The following is a 16,234-nucleotide window of genomic DNA, read 5'->3' on the forward strand; positions in this document are numbered from 1 at the left end:
GCTTGTGGGCGCAGGTCCAGTCGGGTGCGGTGCCGGCGTGGAAGGCCCGGTCCGTGGCGGAGGTCACGATCCACGCCGTCCCCACGTTGACGGTCGAGGCAGCGGCGCACGTGGATGCGCAGGTCGCCGCCGTGGCCGGGCGCATCGGTCCCGCCCAGCTCGACCGGCTGGTCGCGGAGACCATCAAGCGTTTCGACCTCGCGGCACCGGACCCGACCTCGGATCCGGAGGACGGCTACCTCTACATCGACCCCCGCCACGCCACCTTGCACGACGAGGACGTCGACTTCGGCGGCACGATGCACTTCGACGCCGTGCTCGGCATCGCCGACGCCCTCGACCTGGGCCACGCCGTGTCCCAGGATGCTGCGGCGCAGAAGGCGCTCGGCTCGACCGAGTCCCTCGACGTCCGCAGGTCCAAGGCCCTGGGCAACCTCGCCCGCGCCCAAACAGCGTTCGACCTGTCGCCCGTAGGTGGTCGAGCAGCCGGTGAGGAACGAGCCGACGGATCGAAACCCGAGCGAGCCAACACTCCTTCCGCCCGTGAGGTCGTGATCCACGCCCACTTCGACGCCACCACCGACGGTGAGACCACGGTCTTCGGGCCGACCGGCCGGATGGAGAACGGCCAGCGGCTCGTCCTGCTCGACCAGGTCCAGGGCTGGTGCGCCGACACCCACACCAAGGTCACCATCAAGCCCGTCATCGACCTCAACACCGAGCTGTCCGCACCCGGCTACGAGATCCCGAAGTGGCTGCGCGAACAGATCGCCCTCCGCGACGGCATCTGCGTGTACCCGTGGTGCCCCCGACCGGCCAGGCGTGCGGACGTCGACCACATCATCGAGTACGACCACGACGCCGAAGCCGAGGGCCGCGACCAACCCGGACCCACCACCACGTCCAACCTGGCGTGCCTGTGCCGGTTCCACCACCGTTTGAAGACCCACTCCTCCTGGACCTACACGATGGTCGCGCCGGGCGTGTTCGAGTGGACCAGCCCCCACGGCCACCGCTACCTGAGGGACCGGCATGGCACGGTCGCGCTCGCCCGGGCACCCGAGCGACCATGACCCCGCCCCGCACCCCGCCAGTCCCCACGATGGCGGGGCCACAGGCACGTCCACGCATCTGAGATGGACCATCATGACCACATGAGCACGGCGTACGACGGCGACGACTTCTACTGCGACGTCGCGATCCCACGCGCCGTACCGCTCGAGGTGGTGCACGAGGACGAGCTGGTGCTGGCCTACCACCACACCCGCCCGTTCTGGGAGGTGCACGTCGTGGTGGTGCCGAAGCGGCACATCGCGTCCTTCACGACCGTCTCGGCGCAGGACGAGGTCGACGTACGCGCGCTGCTGGCGGTCGTGCAACGGATCGCCCGGCGGGTCGAGGTGGAGCACGGCGCGGCCGCGGTGCTGACCAACCTCGGGCGCTACCAGGACTCCAAGCACCTGCACGTCCACGTGCACTCCGGACCCGAGCGAGGAGCCTGACGGCACACCGGCTGTCGGAGGCGGGCGCCAGACTGAAGGTCATGGACACAACCGCTCTCCTCACCCGCCTCGTCGAGCTCATCGACGCACACGACTGGGACGCACTGCCGGTGCTGCTCCACGACGACTTCACGTGCCGCTACGTGCACACCGGCGAGGTGTTCGACCGCGAGCAGTGGGTGCGGCTCAACGCCGACTACCCCGGGTTCGGGCGGATGCACCTCGACGACGTCGTGGCCGACGGGGACCGGGGCGTGCTCCGTGCCGAGGTGACCGGCACCGGCAGCGACGGGGAGGACGTCGCATTCGCGGTGGCCGGCTTCGCCACCGTCCGCGAGGACCGGCTCGTCGAGCTCGTCGAGGTCTGGGCCGACGTCGACCAGCAGCCGCCTGCGGGCACCCGGCCGGTCTAGCCTGACGCCGTGCTTCCCGAGTCCACCGAGCGCCTGCGCTTCCGCCGGATGACGATGTCGGACCTCAACGACGTCACCGCCATGCTCCGCGACTTCGATCCGATGCGCGGGGACCGCCCGCCCAGCAACCGCGACGACGCCGTGCGCTGGGTCGAGTGGCAGGAGCGGAACCACGCCGAGCACGGCTTCGGCCTGTGGGTCCTGGAGACCCACGACGGCGACTTCATCGGTGACTGCGGCCTCACCGTGCAGGACGTCGAGGGCACGCCCCACGTCGAGGTGGGCTACCACCTGCTGGCCGACCGGCGTCGCCTGGGCTACGCCACGGAGGCCGCACGTGCGGTGCGCGACTGTGCGGCCGCGCACGGGGTGGAGCACCTGGTGGCACTGATCCGGCCCGACAACATCGCGTCCCAGGGCGTGGCTCGCAACCTGGGCATGGAGCTCGAGCGGACGGCCTACGTCCACGGGGGCGACGCCCTGGTGTTCGGGATGCGGCTGGGACGCTAGTCGCTCAGTCGACGACCCGGAACTCGCTGGCGCGGCGGGCACCGTCCTCGTGCGGTCGCACCTCAAGGGAGACGAGCGTGGACCGGAAGCCTGCAGCCACTGGAGCAAAGGACAGTGCCCGCGTCACCCGGTCCGCGAGGCGGGCCCGCTCCCCCACCAGCTCGTCACGCGTGGCCTGCTCTCCCTCGACCCGGAGCGTCGTGACCGCGACGGCGGCGATGGCGACCTCGTCGGTCGGCTTCCAGTCGAGGCCGGGGCCGTCCTCGGCCGGGACGTGGTCCCAGCGCACCACGAGGTCGACGAGCACGACGAACGAGTCGGCGGTGACGATCGGCTCGGCGGTCACCACGAAGTCACGCGACCGCGTGTCGCCGGCCTCCCGCCGACCACCGAAGAGTGGCACCTCAGTCCTCGACGAGCCCGATGCGGAGGTACTCCGCGGCGTAGGTGCCGGTCAGCAGCAGCGAGGCGTAGCGCGCCACCTCGGCGTCGGCGTCGGTCTCCACGGTCTCGACGCGTACGCCGTGGCGCGCCGCGGCAGCCGTGAGCTCGCGCGTCTGCTCGCGCACGACGGGGTCGTCGGAGCGGTCGTCGAGGACCAGGAGCAGCGGCCGGAGGTCGCCCGCCTCGTCGGCGAACGGGTCGGCGAACACGTCGTGCTGGCGGGCGGCCTCGATGACGGGCAGCAGGTGCTCGGCGTCGCCCGCGATGGCGGAGCGACCGGAGGTGCGCCGCAGCGACTCGGCCAGGCGTCGCGCGGCGCGCGCTGCCAGCACGGAGCCACCCCAGACCAGCGGGTTGGTGTCGGCCATCGCGATCGCCAGCATCTTGGCCGGGTTGACGGCCAGGTCGCGGTGCGGCGAGCAGCTGGTGGCCACCTCGTCGAGGGACTCCGCGACCGACTCGGCGTCGGCCCGCGGGCCGAGGTGGACGTGGGCGAGGTAGTCGAGCATCACCACGGCGGTGGCCAGCTGGTCGCCGGTCACGGTCGGCAGCACGGTGACGTGCCGCCCGGCGGCGTGCTCGGCGACGAGCGAGCGCTCGGGGCACGCGACGACGACCTGGGCACCACGGCGTACGGCCTCGGCGACGGCGGAGGCGGACCCGGGGTCGTTGCCCTCCGGCGCCAGCATCACGACCAGGTCGAGCGAGCCGGCCCAGCCGGGGAGGCCGGGGTTGGGCCACGCCACGAAGGGCACCGGGCACCACGGCTCGAGCACCGCACGCAGCAGGCGCGAGTCAGGACCCGCCGCGATCACCGCGCGCGGTCGTTCGCCGTCGCGGCCGGCGGCGATCAGCTCGGCGGTCGCGGTGGCTGCCGCGTGGGCCTCGCGGCGCACCCGCGCGCCGCTCTCGGCCAGGGTGCGCAGCCGCAGGTCGACGGACTGCAGGACACCCGCGTCGTCGAGCCGGGCCTCGTCGAACCAGGTCGCCACGGTGAGCTCCCGTCCCTCAGGCGGGCTTGCGGGCTTCGTCGACCAGCAGGACCGGGATGTCGTCACGGACCGGGTAGGCGTTGCCGCACCCCTGGCAGACGAGCTCGTCGACCTCCGCGGCGAGGGTGCCGTGGCAGGCCGGGCAGACGATGATGCTCATGAGCTGCGCGTCGATGTTCACGAGCAGGATCCTAGGCCAGCGACGGCCGGATCAGTCGGTGGGCGTGAGGACCCGCAGGTGACCGCGCTTGGCGCCCCGGGTGGGGTCGTCCGTCGAGTGCAGCGGCACCGGGGCCGGAGCCGGACGGCCCGCCTCGCGCACCGCGTCGGCCAGCGCGAGCAGGTCGTCGCTGCTGGGTCCCTGGGCCTGGGGATCCGGGGCGAGGCGCAGGACCTCCCAGCCGCGCGGGGCGGACAGGCGCTCGCTGTGCAGCTCGCACAGGTCGTAGGCGTGGGGCTCGGCGTAGGTCGCCAGCGGACCGAGGACCGCGGTCTGGTCGGCGTAGACGTAGGTCAGCGTGTTGACCGCAGGACGGCCACACGCCGTACGCGAACAACGACGGGCAAGGCTCACGACGCCGACGCTACCCGTCGGACGCACGCCGGGCGCTTAGGCTCGCGGCGTGGACGACGCCATGGACGAGGTGGGCCCCGGGACAGGGGGTGCGCGGCGGCGCACGCGCGACCGTCGGGGCCGCGGCATGCGGGGTCCGGGCGTGGTGCCGGCGCGGCCCGGCACGCCGGCGCTGCGGACCACGCGGCAGAGGTTCGACCAGCTCGTCCTCGACGTGGTCACCCCGCTCGACGAGCGCTGGCAGCGGCACCTCGGCCTCGTCGAGTACGCCGTCGAGGACGCGCCGATGCTGCCCGACGACTGGGGCGACGAGACCGTGCCGCTCTCCTCGCTGGTGCGCGGCAAGGGCCAGTCGCCGACCCGGCTGGTCCTCTTCCGCCGACCGATCGAGCACCGGGCGACGACGCGCGACGAGCTCGAGGCGATGGTGCACACCGTCGTCGTCGAGCAGCTCGCCGAGCTCCTCGGCCTCACTCCCGGGCAGGTCGACGAGCGCTACACCGACTGAGGTGGCACGGGACTTAGCGCTGGGCCGGTCGGACGTCGGGCACCTGGCTCGTCGTCTCGAGCTGGTCGAGCGGCAGCAGGGACAGGCCCTTCGCGCTCGCCTCGACCGAGGCGACTGCCCCGGTCCGCTCGAGGCGGACGCGCGCGAGGACCGCGTCGTCGGGGAGGTTGACCCGGGCCGCGGTCGCCGGGTCGAGCTCGACGCGCCGCTCGCGCACCACGACCTTGCCGTCCTCGTCCCACGCCTGGACCGTCACCACTCCCGGCGCGGTGGCTCCGGCGAGGAGGAGGCGCTTGATGCCGGCCGGCAGGGCGATGCCGGCCTCGGAGTCGACGGTGGCGCCGGCCACCGCGAACGCCAGGTCGTCGGAGGTGCGGTTGCGCAGGCTGGCAGTCACCGGCCCCGTCGCGTCGAGGCGGATCGCCTGGACGCCGGCAGCAGTCCTGCCGCGCAGGATGCCGCTGAGGTCGACCTCGCTGACCGAGGCCGGGGCGAGGGTGACCTCCTCCACGCCCGACGGGGCGAACTCGCTCTCGCCGCTGACGAGCTTGATCCCGACCCGGACCTCGCTGTCGCCGGGGTTGGCGAGGGTGAGGGTGCGGTCGGAGGGGGCCGTGCCCACCCCGACGACGTACGACGTGGTGGCGGGCGCCGCCTGGCCCGGCAGCCACTCCCGCACCGGCTTCGCCCGCCCGAGCGGGTCGATGAGGTCGACCACGCTGGGGACCAGCCGGCCGCGCGAGACCGCGACCCTCAGCGCGAGGGCGTCACGGTTGGGGACGACCTCGGCGAGGTCGAACACTGCCGACCCGCCGCCGGGCACGCGGACGCCCCGCAGCTCGGGCACGTCGACCAGCCCGCTGCCGTCCCACACCGTCACGTCGGCGACGGCGGGCCCCTTGTCGGGGTTGACCAGGGTCAGGGTGGAGGCGTGCTCGGCGGCGGCGCCGACGCCGGTGAACCACCGCTCCGGTGCGGGCTGGTCGCACCGGACGGCGGAGCCGGCGCCGGAGCGGGTGGCGACGAGCCCGGCGGCGAGGTCGCCGGTGCCGTTGACCACGACCGGAGCACGCTCGCTGCGTGCGGCGACACCGGCGTCCAGCTCCTCGGTGGCGTCCTCCCGGCCGACGCGCAGCGTGAGCTCGCCGGAGACCAGCCCGGTGTTGCCGATGCGCAGGTCGTCGGCACCGGGCAGTCGGGCCGGACAGACCGCGGTGGTGCGGTCGAGCGGCGCCGCGGTCGGCGCGTGGATGGAGGTCTCGATCTCGGCGGGGCGCACGAGTGCCAGCGCTGCGACGGTCAGCAGCGGGATGGCGATCGCCAGCAGGGTCAGGGGTGAGGGCCGGTGCCGGGTCACCTCGGTCACGCGGCGGCGCCCGCCGGCCGGTCGCGAGGCGGGGGTGGGCTCCTGCGTGGGCTCAGCCATCGCGGCTCCTCCTCCCCTGCCGGACCGTCGGCGCCGCGAGCACCAGCGCCACGATGATCGCCGCACCCTGCACCACCAGCAGGAGGACCCGCCACCAGGAACCGTCGCCCTCCACCGCCGCGGCGTCGAGCGGCCGGTCGACGTGCCAGGCTCGGGTGGTGCGGTCCTCGGCGCTGGCCTGGTCGAGGCCGGCGGTGGCGTCGAGCAGCGCGGAGATGCGCCCGTCGGCCGGCGAGGCGAGCACGACGTACTCGATGCCGCGCGCGCCGAGCGCGGCCACGACGCCGGGTGTGGGGGCCGACACGAGCGACTGGACGTCGGCGGTCAGGTCGTCGTCCTCGTCGGCCAGGGTGAGGATCTCGTCCTCGCCGAGGGTCGTGCCGTCGTCGCGCCGGATCCGGTAGGTGATGCCGTCGTCGACCGAGCCGTCGAGCACGAGCACGCCGTGCTCCTCGCCGAGGAGCGAGCTCTGCTGCATGTAGACCGGGACGGTCTGCTCGGCGTCACGTGCCATGGCGTTGTCGGGCGTGCCGAGCCACCAGGCGAGCCCACCGACTGGGACGGCGGCCGCGACGACGGCCAGGGCGATCGCGAGTGCGCGCTGCCACCAGGGGTGGTGGACGTCCAGCCGCCGGAGGTAGGTGTCCGCGCCGAGCACGACCGCGATGATCGAGGTGCCCTGGAGGATCACCACGAAGAGGCCGAGGCTGGGCCGCGTGGTCACTGCCGGCAGGTCGAGCGTCACGTGCGACAGCACGCCGGACACGAGCGCCGCCGCAAGGGCGACGAGCCAGCAGATCGCCACCGCGACGCGGGTCCGTCGTGGGATGAGGGCCGCGAAGGCGAGCAGGCCCAGCACCACGCCGAGCCACAGCGGTGCACCGAGCTCGTTGAGCCGACCGGTGAGCAGGCCGGGGAACGTGACCTGGTCGACAGTGAGCCGACCCGCCTCCAGCAGCAGGCCGGACGCGGAGCCGGTGGTGAGCAGCGGCAGCAGCCACGGCGCCAGCAGCACCGGGGTCGCGGCCACCGCGACGACGGGCGGACCCCAGCTGTCGCGCTCCTTGAGCAGACGCGGGGCGATGATCGCCGCGCCGCCGAGCACCACCGCCGTGGCGAGGAGCGTGAACAACCAGAAGCCCGGCACGAAGGCGGCGCCCAGGGCGACCAGCACGGCGGTCCGCCACGCGGCCCGCCAGCGGCGGTCGCGGTCGGGGTCGACGAAACCGAGCGCGGCGTGGGCCGCCCAGGGCAGCAGTGCGGCCACGGCGACCGTGCCGAAGCGTCCCTCGCCCCAGGCGCCCGAGGTAACCGGGACCAGCGCGTAGGTCAGCGCGCCCCACACGACCAGCCAACGGGGCAGGCCGAGCGGGTCGACGAGGTGGCCGACGACCTTGAGCAGCCGCCAGGCACCCCAGGCGGCGATGGGCACGGCCAGCAGCATCAGGCCGGAGATGACGGCACCGGTCTGGCCGAGCAGGACGGAGGCTGCGACCGCGAAGGGCAGGACGTAGGCCGGCGCCGGGACGGCGGTGCCCGTGCCGAGCGGGTGCCACGACGACACGTGCAGTCGCCACCAGTCCCCCGCGGCCTCGGGCACCGGTGACAGTGCGCCGCCGGTGATGGACCCGAAGGCCTCCCGGCCGGCGACCAGCGCGAGCACACCGAACAGCACCAGCACCACCGCGACGGGGTTGGTGAAGAAGCGGGCGACGAGGCCGGTGTCGGTGAGGTAGGCCTCCTCGTCGTCCTCGGCCGCCCCGCGCCGCTGCTCCCGGGTCGGCGCGGCGTCGGGCGCCTTGGCCAGACGACGTCGCTCGGCCACGTCGGCGGCCTGGCTCGTCGCGGCGGAGGCCAGGTCGGTGACGAAGTCGAGGCCGTGCCGGTAGGGCAGCCAGGCAGGTGCCAGCAGGCGGCGTACGTCGACGGGCTCGCCCTCACGTCGCGCGGCGCGCTCGCGGCGCGCGGCACGGACCTGCCCGGGCCGCCCGTGGACGGACAGCACCGCCGCCAGCTCGTCGAGGGCCTCCCCCACCGAGCGCACCGCGAGGTAGCCGAGCACGCGGAGCAGGGAGCCGTGGAACAGGCGGACGTACTGCCAGGGCAGCGCGCGCGACGAGACGTTGGCCAGCGAGGTGAAGAGCGCGGCGCGGCGCTCCTGGTAGTGGGTGTGCCGTCCGGTGATCGGCGTGCGGCGCACGCCCCGGTGCGCCGCCTCGGCGTGGAAGACCACTGCCTGCGGGACGACGAGGGTGCGGTGCCCGGCGAGCGCGGCGCGCCAGCCGAAGTCGATGTCGTTGCCGAAGATCGGCAGCTCCTCGTCCAGGCCACCGAGGGACTCCAGCACCCGGCGGCGGACCAGCATGCCGGCGGTGTTGACCGCCAGCACCTCGCGCACGGCGTCGTGCTGGCCCTGGTCGTACTCGCCGCGCTCCAGACCGGTCTCGCGGTGCCCGGTGCCGGAGATGGTCAGGCCGACCTCGAGCAGCCGGCGCAGCGAGGGCCACTCACGCAGCTTCGGTCCCAGGATCGCGGCGTCCGGGTGCTCGCGGGCGGCGGCGAGGAGCTCGGCCAGCGCCGTCGGCTCGGGGTTGCTGTCGTCGTGCAGCAGCCAGACCCACTCGTCGTCGACCGCGGGGGCCAGGTCCAGGCCGTGCCGGACCGCGACGGGGTAGCTGGTCGAGCCGGGGACCACGTCGACGACCACCCGGTCGGACGGCTCACCGAGCGCCGCGCGGACGAGCGCGACGCTGTCGTCGCGGCTCGTGGTGTCGATGGCCACGATGCGGTCCACCGGGAGGGTCTGCCCGGTCAGACCAGCGAGAACTGCTGGGAGCCAACGCGCCCCGTCATGGCTGACGAGTAGCGCGGTGACAGTCACCGGAGCACCTTAGCGAGGCGCTCCATGCCGCCAAAAACCGCAGAAAAGTGCGGCTCCGGCGGCCGCGCGTCAGACGGCGCGCTTCTTCAGCTTGCGGCGCTCGCGCTCCGAGAGACCGCCCCAGATGCCGAAGCGCTCGTCATTCATCAACGCGTACTCGAGGCAGTCGTCGCGGACCTCGCACGTCAGGCAGACCTTCTTGGCCTCCCGGGTCGATCCACCCTTCTCGGGGAAGAACGCCTCGGGGTCCGTCTGCGCGCACAGGGCGCGATCCTGCCAACCGAACTCCTCGCCCTCGGGCTCGAGGAGAAACAGTTCTGCTCTCATGGCTCTACGCCCTTTCGACCCTGGGTCGGTGGTGCGACCCCTTGTTCAGAACTGAACGACACTGTGGGAATTACATGCCTGTCGTACCCTGAAGTCAAGCCCGGATCTGCTATGGGGTGGGATATCGCCGTTCTGCTTCGGGCAGGCTGTTCCTATGTCATCATCCGCGCCGATGCCTTCCCACAGTGCCCCGCTCCCGGCGACCGACCCGCCGCCCCTGCGCCGAGTCACCGTCCTGTCCGGCGGGGTCGGGGGTGCCCGGTTCCTCCAAGGGCTACTGCACGGCCTGAGGTCCGGCCTGGTCCCCGGCGGTTCGGCCGACACCGAGGTCACGGTGGTCGCCAACACCGCCGACGACTGGTGGATCCACGGCCTCAAGGTCTGTCCCGACCTCGACACCGTGATGTACACCCTGGGCGACGGCATCGACGTCGATCGCGGGTGGGGCCGCCGCGACGAGACGTGGAGCGCGAAGACCGAGCTCGAGGCCTACGGCGTGGAGCCGACGTGGTTCGGCCTGGGCGACCGCGACATCGCCACCCACCTCGTCCGCACCCAGATGCTGGAGGCCGGCTTCACGCTCTCGCAGGTGACCGAGGCACTGTGCCGCCGCTGGCAGCCCGGCGTGCGCCTGCTCCCGATGAGCGACGACCGGGTCGAGACGCACATCGCCGTCGCCGACCCCGACAGCCCGAGCGGGCGCAGGGTCGTCCACTTCCAGGAGTACTGGGTGCGCCTGCGCGCCGAGGTCGCCGCCGAGTCCGTGCTGGTGGTCGGGCAGGAGGCCGCGACGCCTGCGCCGGGCGTCCTGGAGGCCATCGCCGAGACCGATCTCGTCGTGCTGCCGCCGTCCAACCCCGTCGTGTCCGTCGGCACGATCCTGGGTGTCCCCGGCCTGCGCGACGCGGTCCGTACGACGTCCGCACCCGTCGTCGGGCTGTCCCCCATCGTCGGTGGCACCCACGTGCGCGGGATGGCGGCCCAGGTCCTGGCGAGCATCGGCGTCGAGGTCAGTGCCGCCGCGGTCGGCGCCCACTACGGCGCGCGATCGGCCGGAGGCGTGCTCGACGCGTGGCTCGTCGACGAGCGCGACGCCGACCAGCTCTCGCGCCTCGAGGACGCAGGTCTCCGCGCCCGCGCGGTGCCGCTGATGATGACCGACCACGACGCGACCGCCCGCATGGCGGCAGCCGCGGTGGACCTGGTCGCCAGCGGCCGGCGATGAGCCGGTCGGAGAACCGCCTCGAGGTCTGGGCGCCCGACGGGCTGCCCGAGGTCGGCGCCGGCGACGACCTCGCCGCGATCGTGCTCGCGGCAGTGGGGTCCGACCTCGCCGACGGCGACGTGCTGTGCGTGACGAGCAAGGTCGTCAGCAAGGCCGAGGGTCGCACCCGCGTCGGCGACCGGGACGCGGCGATCGACGAGGAGACCGACCGCGTGGTCGCCCGGCGGGGCAGCACCCGGATCGTGCGCCACCGGCTCGGCCTGACGATGGCAGCCGCGGGCGTCGACGCCTCCAACGTCGCACCCGGCTCGATCGTCCTGCTCCCCCTCGACCCGGACCGCAGCGCGCGCGACCTGCGCCGCGAGGTCCGCGAGCGCACCGGCACCAACGTCGGCGTGGTCGTGACCGACACCGCCGGTCGCGCCTGGCGCGAGGGCCAGACCGACATCGCGATCGGGGCCGCGGGGCTCGTGGTGGCCGAGGACCACGCGGGTCGCACCGACGGCTACGGCAACCCCCTCGTGGTGACCCTGCCCGCGGTCGCCGACGAGCTCGCCGGTGCTGCCGAGCTGGCCCAGGGCAAGCTCGCCGGCCGCCCGCTGGCAGTCGTCCGGGGGCGCGCCGACCTGGTGCTCCCGCCCGGCCAGGACGGCCCCGGCGCTGTCGCCCTCGTGCGCCCGGAGGGTGCCGACCTGTTCGGGTACGGCGCCCGGGAGGCCGTCGTACGCGCCCTGGCCGGCGCCGACGAGGACCGGACCCCGTTCGGCGCGCCGGTCCCGCTGGCGGAGCTGCAGTCCGCCGTCGGCAGGGTGGTGGGACGCGGGCGGTCGATGTCCTCGACGCTGTCGCTCACCTTCGACACCGAGCCCGAACACGGCCAGCTCCACCTGCCCGGGGACGCGGACCGGACCGCCGTTGCCGCCGTGTGCTTCGCCCACGGGTGGCGGATCCGCCGGTGGGAGGAGTCGGCGGCAGGCGTCGTGTGCGACCTGTCACCCCTCAGTACGTAGACTCTGCCACCGCAGCCCCCGCAGGGCTCCCCCAGCAGCCGACCGAGAGACACCGAGCACCGTGGCCAAGCAGGCAAAGACCGACCGTCAGGCGGTCATCGACTCCATCCGCTCCCAGCAGTCCAAGTCCGAGAACCGGCGCGGCATGGCCATCGTGGGCGTGTGCGTCCTCGTCGCCCTGCTGATCGTGGGCGCTGCGGCGTTCAAGCCGATCAAGGACTGGTGGGACCTGCGCGCCTACGCCTCCGACTCGCTCAGCGAGATCGGCGCCAAGGCCTCGGTCTGCCAGAAGGTCACCACCAAGAAGGCCGAGGGCAACCAGGACCACGTCGACGTCGGCACGCCGATGACCTACGACGACGCCCCGCCGGCCTTCGGCCAGCACTGGAACATGTGGGACACCATGGACCGCAAGCTCTACAAGACCTCCGACCGCCCCGAGCTCGGTGAGCTCGTGCACAACCTCGAGCACGGCTACACGATCCTCTGGTACGACGAGACCATCGCCGACAGCGGCGACGCCATGGACACCCTGCGCGGCATGACGTCCAAGCTGCAGGGCACCACCAACCTCCGCGACAAGTTCAAGGCCGTGCCGTGGACGTCGAAGGACGGCAAGGCCTTCCCCAAGGGCCAGCACGTCGCGTTCACCCACTGGTCCGTCGGCGGCGCCGGTGAGACCGACCCCTCCAAGCAGGTCGGCGTCTGGCAGTACTGCTCCGAGCTGAGCGGCAGCGCCCTGGACACCTTCATGAAGGACTACCCCTACATGGACTCCCCGGAGCCCACGGTCGTCTGAGCATGAGCACCTTCGCCGAGGTCCTCGCCGCCCAGCTGCGACGGGACCCCGGCCGCCCGCTCGTCACCTTCTACGACCACGCCACGGACGAGCGGGTCGAGCTGTCGGTGACGACGTACGCCAACTGGGTGGCCAAGGCGGCCGGCCTGCTGACCGACATGGCCGACCTCGAGCGCGGGATGTCGCTGCGCATCGACCTGCCGCCCCACTGGCTCTCACCGGTGTTCCTCGGCGCGGCGTGGACCCTCGGGCTGAGGGTCACCACCTCGGACGAGCCGGACGCCGTCGTCTGCGGCCCCGACGGCCTCGACACCTGGGCGCCTCGCGCTCCGGCACTGCCCGTCCTCGCCTGCAGCCTGCGCCCGCTCGGCGTGCGGTTCGCGGACCCGCTGCCTCCGGGTGTGCTCGACGTCGGGGTCGAGATCTGGTCGCAGCCCGACGGCTTCACCGCGTGGGACCCGCCGACCGACGCCGACCCGGCAACGGACGACCTCACGCAGGCCGAGCTGTGGTCACCCGCTGCCACCCACGACCTGACGGCCGCCGTCGGGAGCTCACTCACCGACGGCGGCCGTCTTCTGTCGGTGGCCGACCCGGCTTCCCCACCAGGAATGGCCACCTTCACCGAGCCCCTCGGACGAGGCGGCTCGCTGGTCCTTGTCCGCAATCCCGACCCAGCCCGTCTCGACGGCGTCTACGACGCCGAACGCGCGACGGCCCGGTGCTGATCGCGGCCCTCCGTGCGGGTCACCCCGCCAGGTCGTAGGCCCCCATCCCCTCGCCCAGCACGCGGGGTGCCGAGACGCCGCTCCTGCGACCGCCGTAGACGTATGCCAGTCCGTTCGCCCGGTCCCGGACGATGTAGTCGACCTGGCCCTTGAGCGTCATCGGCTGGACCTCGAGCACCCAGTCGAAGCCGGACAGGTCGCTCGGCAGGCCGGCGCGGGTCGGCACGCCACCCTTGACCGGGACGGCGGCGTTGAAGCCCGAGCCGTTGCCCGCCCAGACCGACAGGGTGCCGTTGTAGGTGCCGACCAGGTCGGGGTTGCCGTCGCCCGTCACGTCGCCGACCGCGTTGACGCCCGAGACCGCGCCCCAGCCGTTGCCGATCGAGGTGGGGGCGGCGAGGGCGCCGGTCCCGTTGCCGGCGTAGAACCACATCTCCCCCGCGTCGTCCCGCGCCAGCACGTCGCCGAAACCGTCGCGGTTGACGTCGCCGGCGTTGAGCAGGAGGTTCTTGCCGGCGAAGGAGACGCCGGTGTCGATCGGCGACCCGAGCTCGAAGGTGTCGCGGTTGGCGACGACCACCAGCTGCTTGCCCGACACGCCGATCAGGTCGGCACCCGGACCACCCACGAGGTTGGTGCCGGTGATCCAGCGCATGGTCTTGAGGTTCGTCGCCGGGCCGAGTGCGGCGCCGTACGTCCCGTTGCCGCGGCCCGGGAGCAGCAGCACCTTGCCGTTGCTCGAGCGGGCCACCAGGTCGGGGACGCCGTCGCGGTTGAAGTCGCCGGCGACCAGGCGGTTGAAGCTGCTGAACGGGCCCGCCACCCGGGTCGGGGCGGCGAACTTCCCGGTGCCGTAGCCGGTCTGGAGGTAGAGCCGGTTCTTGGTGCGCACGAGCAGGTCGTTGCGACCGTCGCCGTTGACGTCACCGGCGCCGATGAGCTGCCGGTAGTTGCCGTAGCCCTTGCGGGTGACCTTGCGGGCGAAGCCGCCCTTGCCGGTCGCGAGCAGGGTGACCAGTCGCCCCTTGAAGCGCGCCACGAGGTCGTTGCGGCCGTCGCCGTTGATGTCGCCGACCGCGGTGATCATCGAGTAGCCGCGCAGGGCGAGCTTCTTCGCGGTGCTGCCGAACTTGCCGTTGCCCTTGCCGGCGCGGATGCGCACCTTGCCGGACCTGTCGGCCGTGACCAGGTCGGCCAGGCCGTCACCGGTGAGGTCGGGCGAGACGAGCACGTCGGCACGCTTGTCCCAGCCGGACTTGCCGACCACGATGCGCTGCTGGAAGGACGTCATGCCGCCGGTCGGGATGACCAGGCCACGCCCGTCGGCGGCGCGCCTGACCACCAGGTCGGGGTACGGCGACGCGTCGAGGTTGTTCTGCGGGTTGGGCTCGGAGACCGCGATCGGCACCACGGTCGGGGTCGGCGGCGTCGGCGGCACGGCCGAGGTGGCGTACTGCCGGATCAGCGGGATCTGGGCGTAGAGGTACTTGCCCGGGCAGGCGGTGGAGCCGGCGTCGCGGTGGCCGTTGATCGCGGCGAACGTCCTGCTGCCGATCTTCTGCGACATCGACGCGGGGTTCACGCCGTGCAGCGAGAGCTTCCACGCGAAGAGCTGGCCGTAGGCCCGGAGCATCACGTCGCTGGGCTGGGCGGTCTCGTAGTTGCCGATGGCGGACATCGCGAAGGAGTACTGGTTGTAGTTGAGCGTGTGCGCGCCGACGACGGGCTTGTCGATGCCGCCGTAGCGGCCCTCCCAGATGCGACCGAACCGGTCGACGAGGAAGTTGTAGCCGATGTCGCTCCAGCCGCGGGACTTCACGTGGTAGGCGTAGATGCTGCGCAGGATCGCCGGGACCTGGTCCTCGGTGTAGTCGTTGGCGTTGACCGTGTGGTGGACGAAGCCGCCGTTGATCGTGCCGTAGCGCAGCGAGCTCTTGTTGCGGATGCTCTCGTCGGCACCCCACTGGGCGCGCGAGTAGATGGTCGGCTGCGCGACCGTCTTCGCCTGCACGTTGGCCTGAAGGGTGATGCCGTCCCCGGACCCGGAACCGGACTCCAGGGCGCCGAGGTGCTCGTAATCCTGCTCGTAGGACGCGGTGCCGGCCTCGGGCTGGTCGTCGGGCGCCTCGGTCTCGCTGGCCTTGGCCGAGCCCGGGTTCACGAGGGCGAGGGACAGGTCGTCGGGGAGGGAGACCCCCTCGGTCGCCGCCTTCACCTGGACGTCGTCGACCTCGCCGACGAACATCGGCTCGGTGCCCGGGCGCGACGCGGCGCCCTCTGCGCTGTCCGGGTCGGGCCCGTGCTCGTCGTGGTACTCCAGCGCCTCCCAGTCGCTCCACGTGTCACCCGAGCGGGTGCGCACCTGGAGGTCGATCTGGTCCTCCTCGAGGTCCTCGCCGTGCTTCCACGTCACGCCGATGGCGGCGAAGCCGGTCACCTCCTGCGGCTTGCTCACCACGCGGGCGTCGGTGGCGCCACCGGCGACGGTGCGGCCCTGGAGGCCGAACGTGCCGCCCTCGGCGGCCGTGAGCGGCACCTCGGTGACGGTCGGCTTCACCGGGCGCAGCGGCACCGTGGCCGACATCAGCGCAGCAGGTGCGTGGCCGCCGGTCGCGCCGGAGGGCGGGGCCGGGTGGTCACCGACGATGTCGAGGGAGATCACGCCCGAGGCGGGCGTGAGGACGACGAGCACGACACCGAGTGCCAGCACCTGCTGGCAGAGGGTGACGAGTCGGGCCTGGAGAGGTCGCATGAGAAATCTCTGTTCCTGTGTGGGGGAAGGTCACACAAGGCAGAAGTTCACACCAGTCACACCAGTCACGGAAGAGTTTCTGAGTAACTACAACGGTGTAATTTCCACTCGACACGCCGTTACATGGATGTAATTTTCGACGA

Annotated in this window: 17 protein-coding genes; 9 read left to right on the plus strand and 8 right to left on the minus strand. The window is 72.7% G+C overall.

Going from position 1 to position 16,234, the window contains the following annotated elements; translation table 11 throughout:
- The 4 genes from ASC64_RS17425 to ASC64_RS17440 all read left to right on the plus strand — a co-directional run.
- A partial coding sequence (locus ASC64_RS17425) for an HNH endonuclease signature motif containing protein (protein ID WP_235563808.1) occupies positions 1 to 1,073 on the plus strand: 1,073 nt, incomplete at its 5' end.
- Positions 1,074 to 1,154: 81 nt separating this feature from the next.
- A complete protein-coding gene (locus tag ASC64_RS17430) occupies positions 1,155 to 1,502 on the plus strand; it encodes an HIT domain-containing protein (RefSeq protein ID WP_056908825.1) in 348 nt (115 codons plus the stop codon).
- 41 nt (positions 1,503 to 1,543) lie between these two features.
- Entirely contained in the window at positions 1,544 to 1,915 is a 372-nt protein-coding gene (locus tag ASC64_RS17435; RefSeq protein WP_056908826.1) for a nuclear transport factor 2 family protein, read from the plus strand.
- 9 nt (positions 1,916 to 1,924) lie between these two features.
- The gene (locus ASC64_RS17440; protein WP_056908827.1) at positions 1,925 to 2,425 is read left to right on the plus strand and encodes a GNAT family N-acetyltransferase; all 501 of its coding nucleotides are present in this window, start codon (positions 1,925 to 1,927) and stop codon (positions 2,423 to 2,425) included.
- Positions 2,426 to 2,429: 4 nt separating this feature from the next.
- Here the strand turns inward: ASC64_RS17440 and ASC64_RS17445 are convergent, their stop codons facing one another.
- The 4 genes from ASC64_RS17445 to ASC64_RS17455 are packed head-to-tail and all read right to left on the minus strand — an operon-like array spanning position 2,430 to position 4,435.
- On the minus strand, positions 2,430 to 2,828 hold the full coding sequence (locus ASC64_RS17445) for a hypothetical protein (RefSeq protein WP_056908828.1): 399 nt from the start codon (positions 2,826 to 2,828) through the stop codon (positions 2,430 to 2,432).
- Between the two features lies 1 nt (position 2,829).
- Positions 2,830 to 3,861, minus strand: coding sequence for an SIS domain-containing protein (locus ASC64_RS17450; RefSeq protein WP_056908829.1), 1,032 nt, complete (start codon positions 3,859 to 3,861; stop codon positions 2,830 to 2,832).
- A 16-nt stretch (positions 3,862 to 3,877) separates the two neighbouring features.
- On the minus strand, positions 3,878 to 4,042 hold the full coding sequence (locus ASC64_RS21805; protein ID WP_082550595.1) for a Trm112 family protein: 165 nt from the start codon (positions 4,040 to 4,042) through the stop codon (positions 3,878 to 3,880).
- A gap of 30 nt (positions 4,043 to 4,072) precedes the next feature.
- A complete protein-coding gene (locus tag ASC64_RS17455; protein WP_056908830.1) occupies positions 4,073 to 4,435 on the minus strand; it encodes a DUF3499 domain-containing protein in 363 nt (120 codons plus the stop codon).
- A gap of 49 nt (positions 4,436 to 4,484) precedes the next feature.
- Here ASC64_RS17455 and ASC64_RS17460 point away from each other — a divergent pair, with 49 nt between their 5' ends.
- Positions 4,485 to 4,943: a metallopeptidase family protein gene (locus tag ASC64_RS17460; RefSeq protein WP_235563809.1), complete on the plus strand. Its 459-nt coding sequence runs from the start codon at positions 4,485 to 4,487 to the stop codon at positions 4,941 to 4,943.
- A 13-nt stretch (positions 4,944 to 4,956) separates the two neighbouring features.
- Here the strand turns inward: ASC64_RS17460 and ASC64_RS17465 are convergent, their stop codons facing one another.
- From ASC64_RS17465 to ASC64_RS17475, 3 genes are all read right to left on the minus strand, one after another.
- The gene (locus ASC64_RS17465; protein WP_056908832.1) at positions 4,957 to 6,369 is read right to left on the minus strand and encodes a DUF5719 family protein; all 1,413 of its coding nucleotides are present in this window, start codon (positions 6,367 to 6,369) and stop codon (positions 4,957 to 4,959) included.
- Positions 6,362 to 9,250 carry a glycosyltransferase family 2 protein gene (locus ASC64_RS17470; RefSeq protein ID WP_082550596.1) on the minus strand — a complete coding sequence of 963 codons (2,889 nt, stop codon included), beginning with the start codon at positions 9,248 to 9,250 and terminating at the stop codon, positions 6,362 to 6,364. The genes ASC64_RS17465 and ASC64_RS17470 overlap by 8 nt, the downstream gene beginning before the upstream one ends.
- Positions 9,251 to 9,319: 69 nt before the next feature.
- Positions 9,320 to 9,577, minus strand: a complete 258-nt coding sequence (locus ASC64_RS17475) for a WhiB family transcriptional regulator (protein WP_056605988.1) — start codon at positions 9,575 to 9,577, stop codon at positions 9,320 to 9,322.
- A gap of 172 nt (positions 9,578 to 9,749) precedes the next feature.
- Here ASC64_RS17475 and cofD point away from each other — a divergent pair, with 172 nt between their 5' ends.
- From cofD to ASC64_RS17495, 4 genes are all read left to right on the plus strand, one after another.
- Positions 9,750 to 10,802, plus strand: coding sequence for a 2-phospho-L-lactate transferase (gene cofD, locus ASC64_RS17480; RefSeq protein WP_056908834.1), 1,053 nt, complete (start codon positions 9,750 to 9,752; stop codon positions 10,800 to 10,802).
- The gene (gene cofE / locus ASC64_RS17485) at positions 10,799 to 11,812 is read left to right on the plus strand and encodes a coenzyme F420-0:L-glutamate ligase (protein ID WP_056908835.1); all 1,014 of its coding nucleotides are present in this window, start codon (positions 10,799 to 10,801) and stop codon (positions 11,810 to 11,812) included. Before cofD ends, cofE begins: the two co-directional genes overlap by 4 nt.
- Before the next feature lie 61 nt (positions 11,813 to 11,873).
- The gene (locus tag ASC64_RS17490; protein ID WP_056908836.1) at positions 11,874 to 12,611 is read left to right on the plus strand and encodes a DUF3105 domain-containing protein; all 738 of its coding nucleotides are present in this window, start codon (positions 11,874 to 11,876) and stop codon (positions 12,609 to 12,611) included.
- 2 nt (positions 12,612 to 12,613) lie between these two features.
- Positions 12,614 to 13,339, plus strand: a complete 726-nt coding sequence (locus ASC64_RS17495; protein WP_056908837.1) for a TIGR03089 family protein — start codon at positions 12,614 to 12,616, stop codon at positions 13,337 to 13,339.
- 19 nt (positions 13,340 to 13,358) lie between these two features.
- Here ASC64_RS17495 and ASC64_RS17500 read toward each other — a convergent pair whose 3' ends face one another.
- A complete protein-coding gene (locus tag ASC64_RS17500) occupies positions 13,359 to 16,091 on the minus strand; it encodes an FG-GAP-like repeat-containing protein (RefSeq protein ID WP_056908838.1) in 2,733 nt (910 codons plus the stop codon).
- Positions 16,092 to 16,234 lie beyond the last annotated feature (143 nt).

Origin of the sequence: Nocardioides sp. Root122 (assembly GCF_001425025.1) — a bacterium.
Lineage (GTDB): Bacteria > Actinomycetota > Actinomycetes > Propionibacteriales > Nocardioidaceae > Nocardioides.

Excerpts from the sequence above, each read along its gene's own strand:
- ASC64_RS17430 (WP_056908825.1), top strand. The coding sequence starts at position 1,155 with ATGAGCACGGCGTACGACGGCGACGACTTCTACTGCGACGTCGCGATC.
- ASC64_RS17435 (WP_056908826.1), top strand. The coding sequence starts at position 1,544 with ATGGACACAACCGCTCTCCTCACCCGCCTCGTCGAGCTCATCGACGCA.
- ASC64_RS17465 (WP_056908832.1), bottom strand. The coding sequence starts at position 6,369 with ATGGCTGAGCCCACGCAGGAGCCCACCCCCGCCTCGCGACCGGCCGGC.
- ASC64_RS17475 (WP_056605988.1), bottom strand. The coding sequence starts at position 9,577 with ATGAGAGCAGAACTGTTTCTCCTCGAGCCCGAGGGCGAGGAGTTCGGT.
- cofD (WP_056908834.1), top strand. The coding sequence starts at position 9,750 with ATGCCTTCCCACAGTGCCCCGCTCCCGGCGACCGACCCGCCGCCCCTG.
- cofE (WP_056908835.1), top strand. The coding sequence starts at position 10,799 with ATGAGCCGGTCGGAGAACCGCCTCGAGGTCTGGGCGCCCGACGGGCTG.
- ASC64_RS17495 (WP_056908837.1), top strand. The coding sequence starts at position 12,614 with ATGAGCACCTTCGCCGAGGTCCTCGCCGCCCAGCTGCGACGGGACCCC.
- ASC64_RS17500 (WP_056908838.1), bottom strand. The coding sequence starts at position 16,091 with ATGCGACCTCTCCAGGCCCGACTCGTCACCCTCTGCCAGCAGGTGCTG.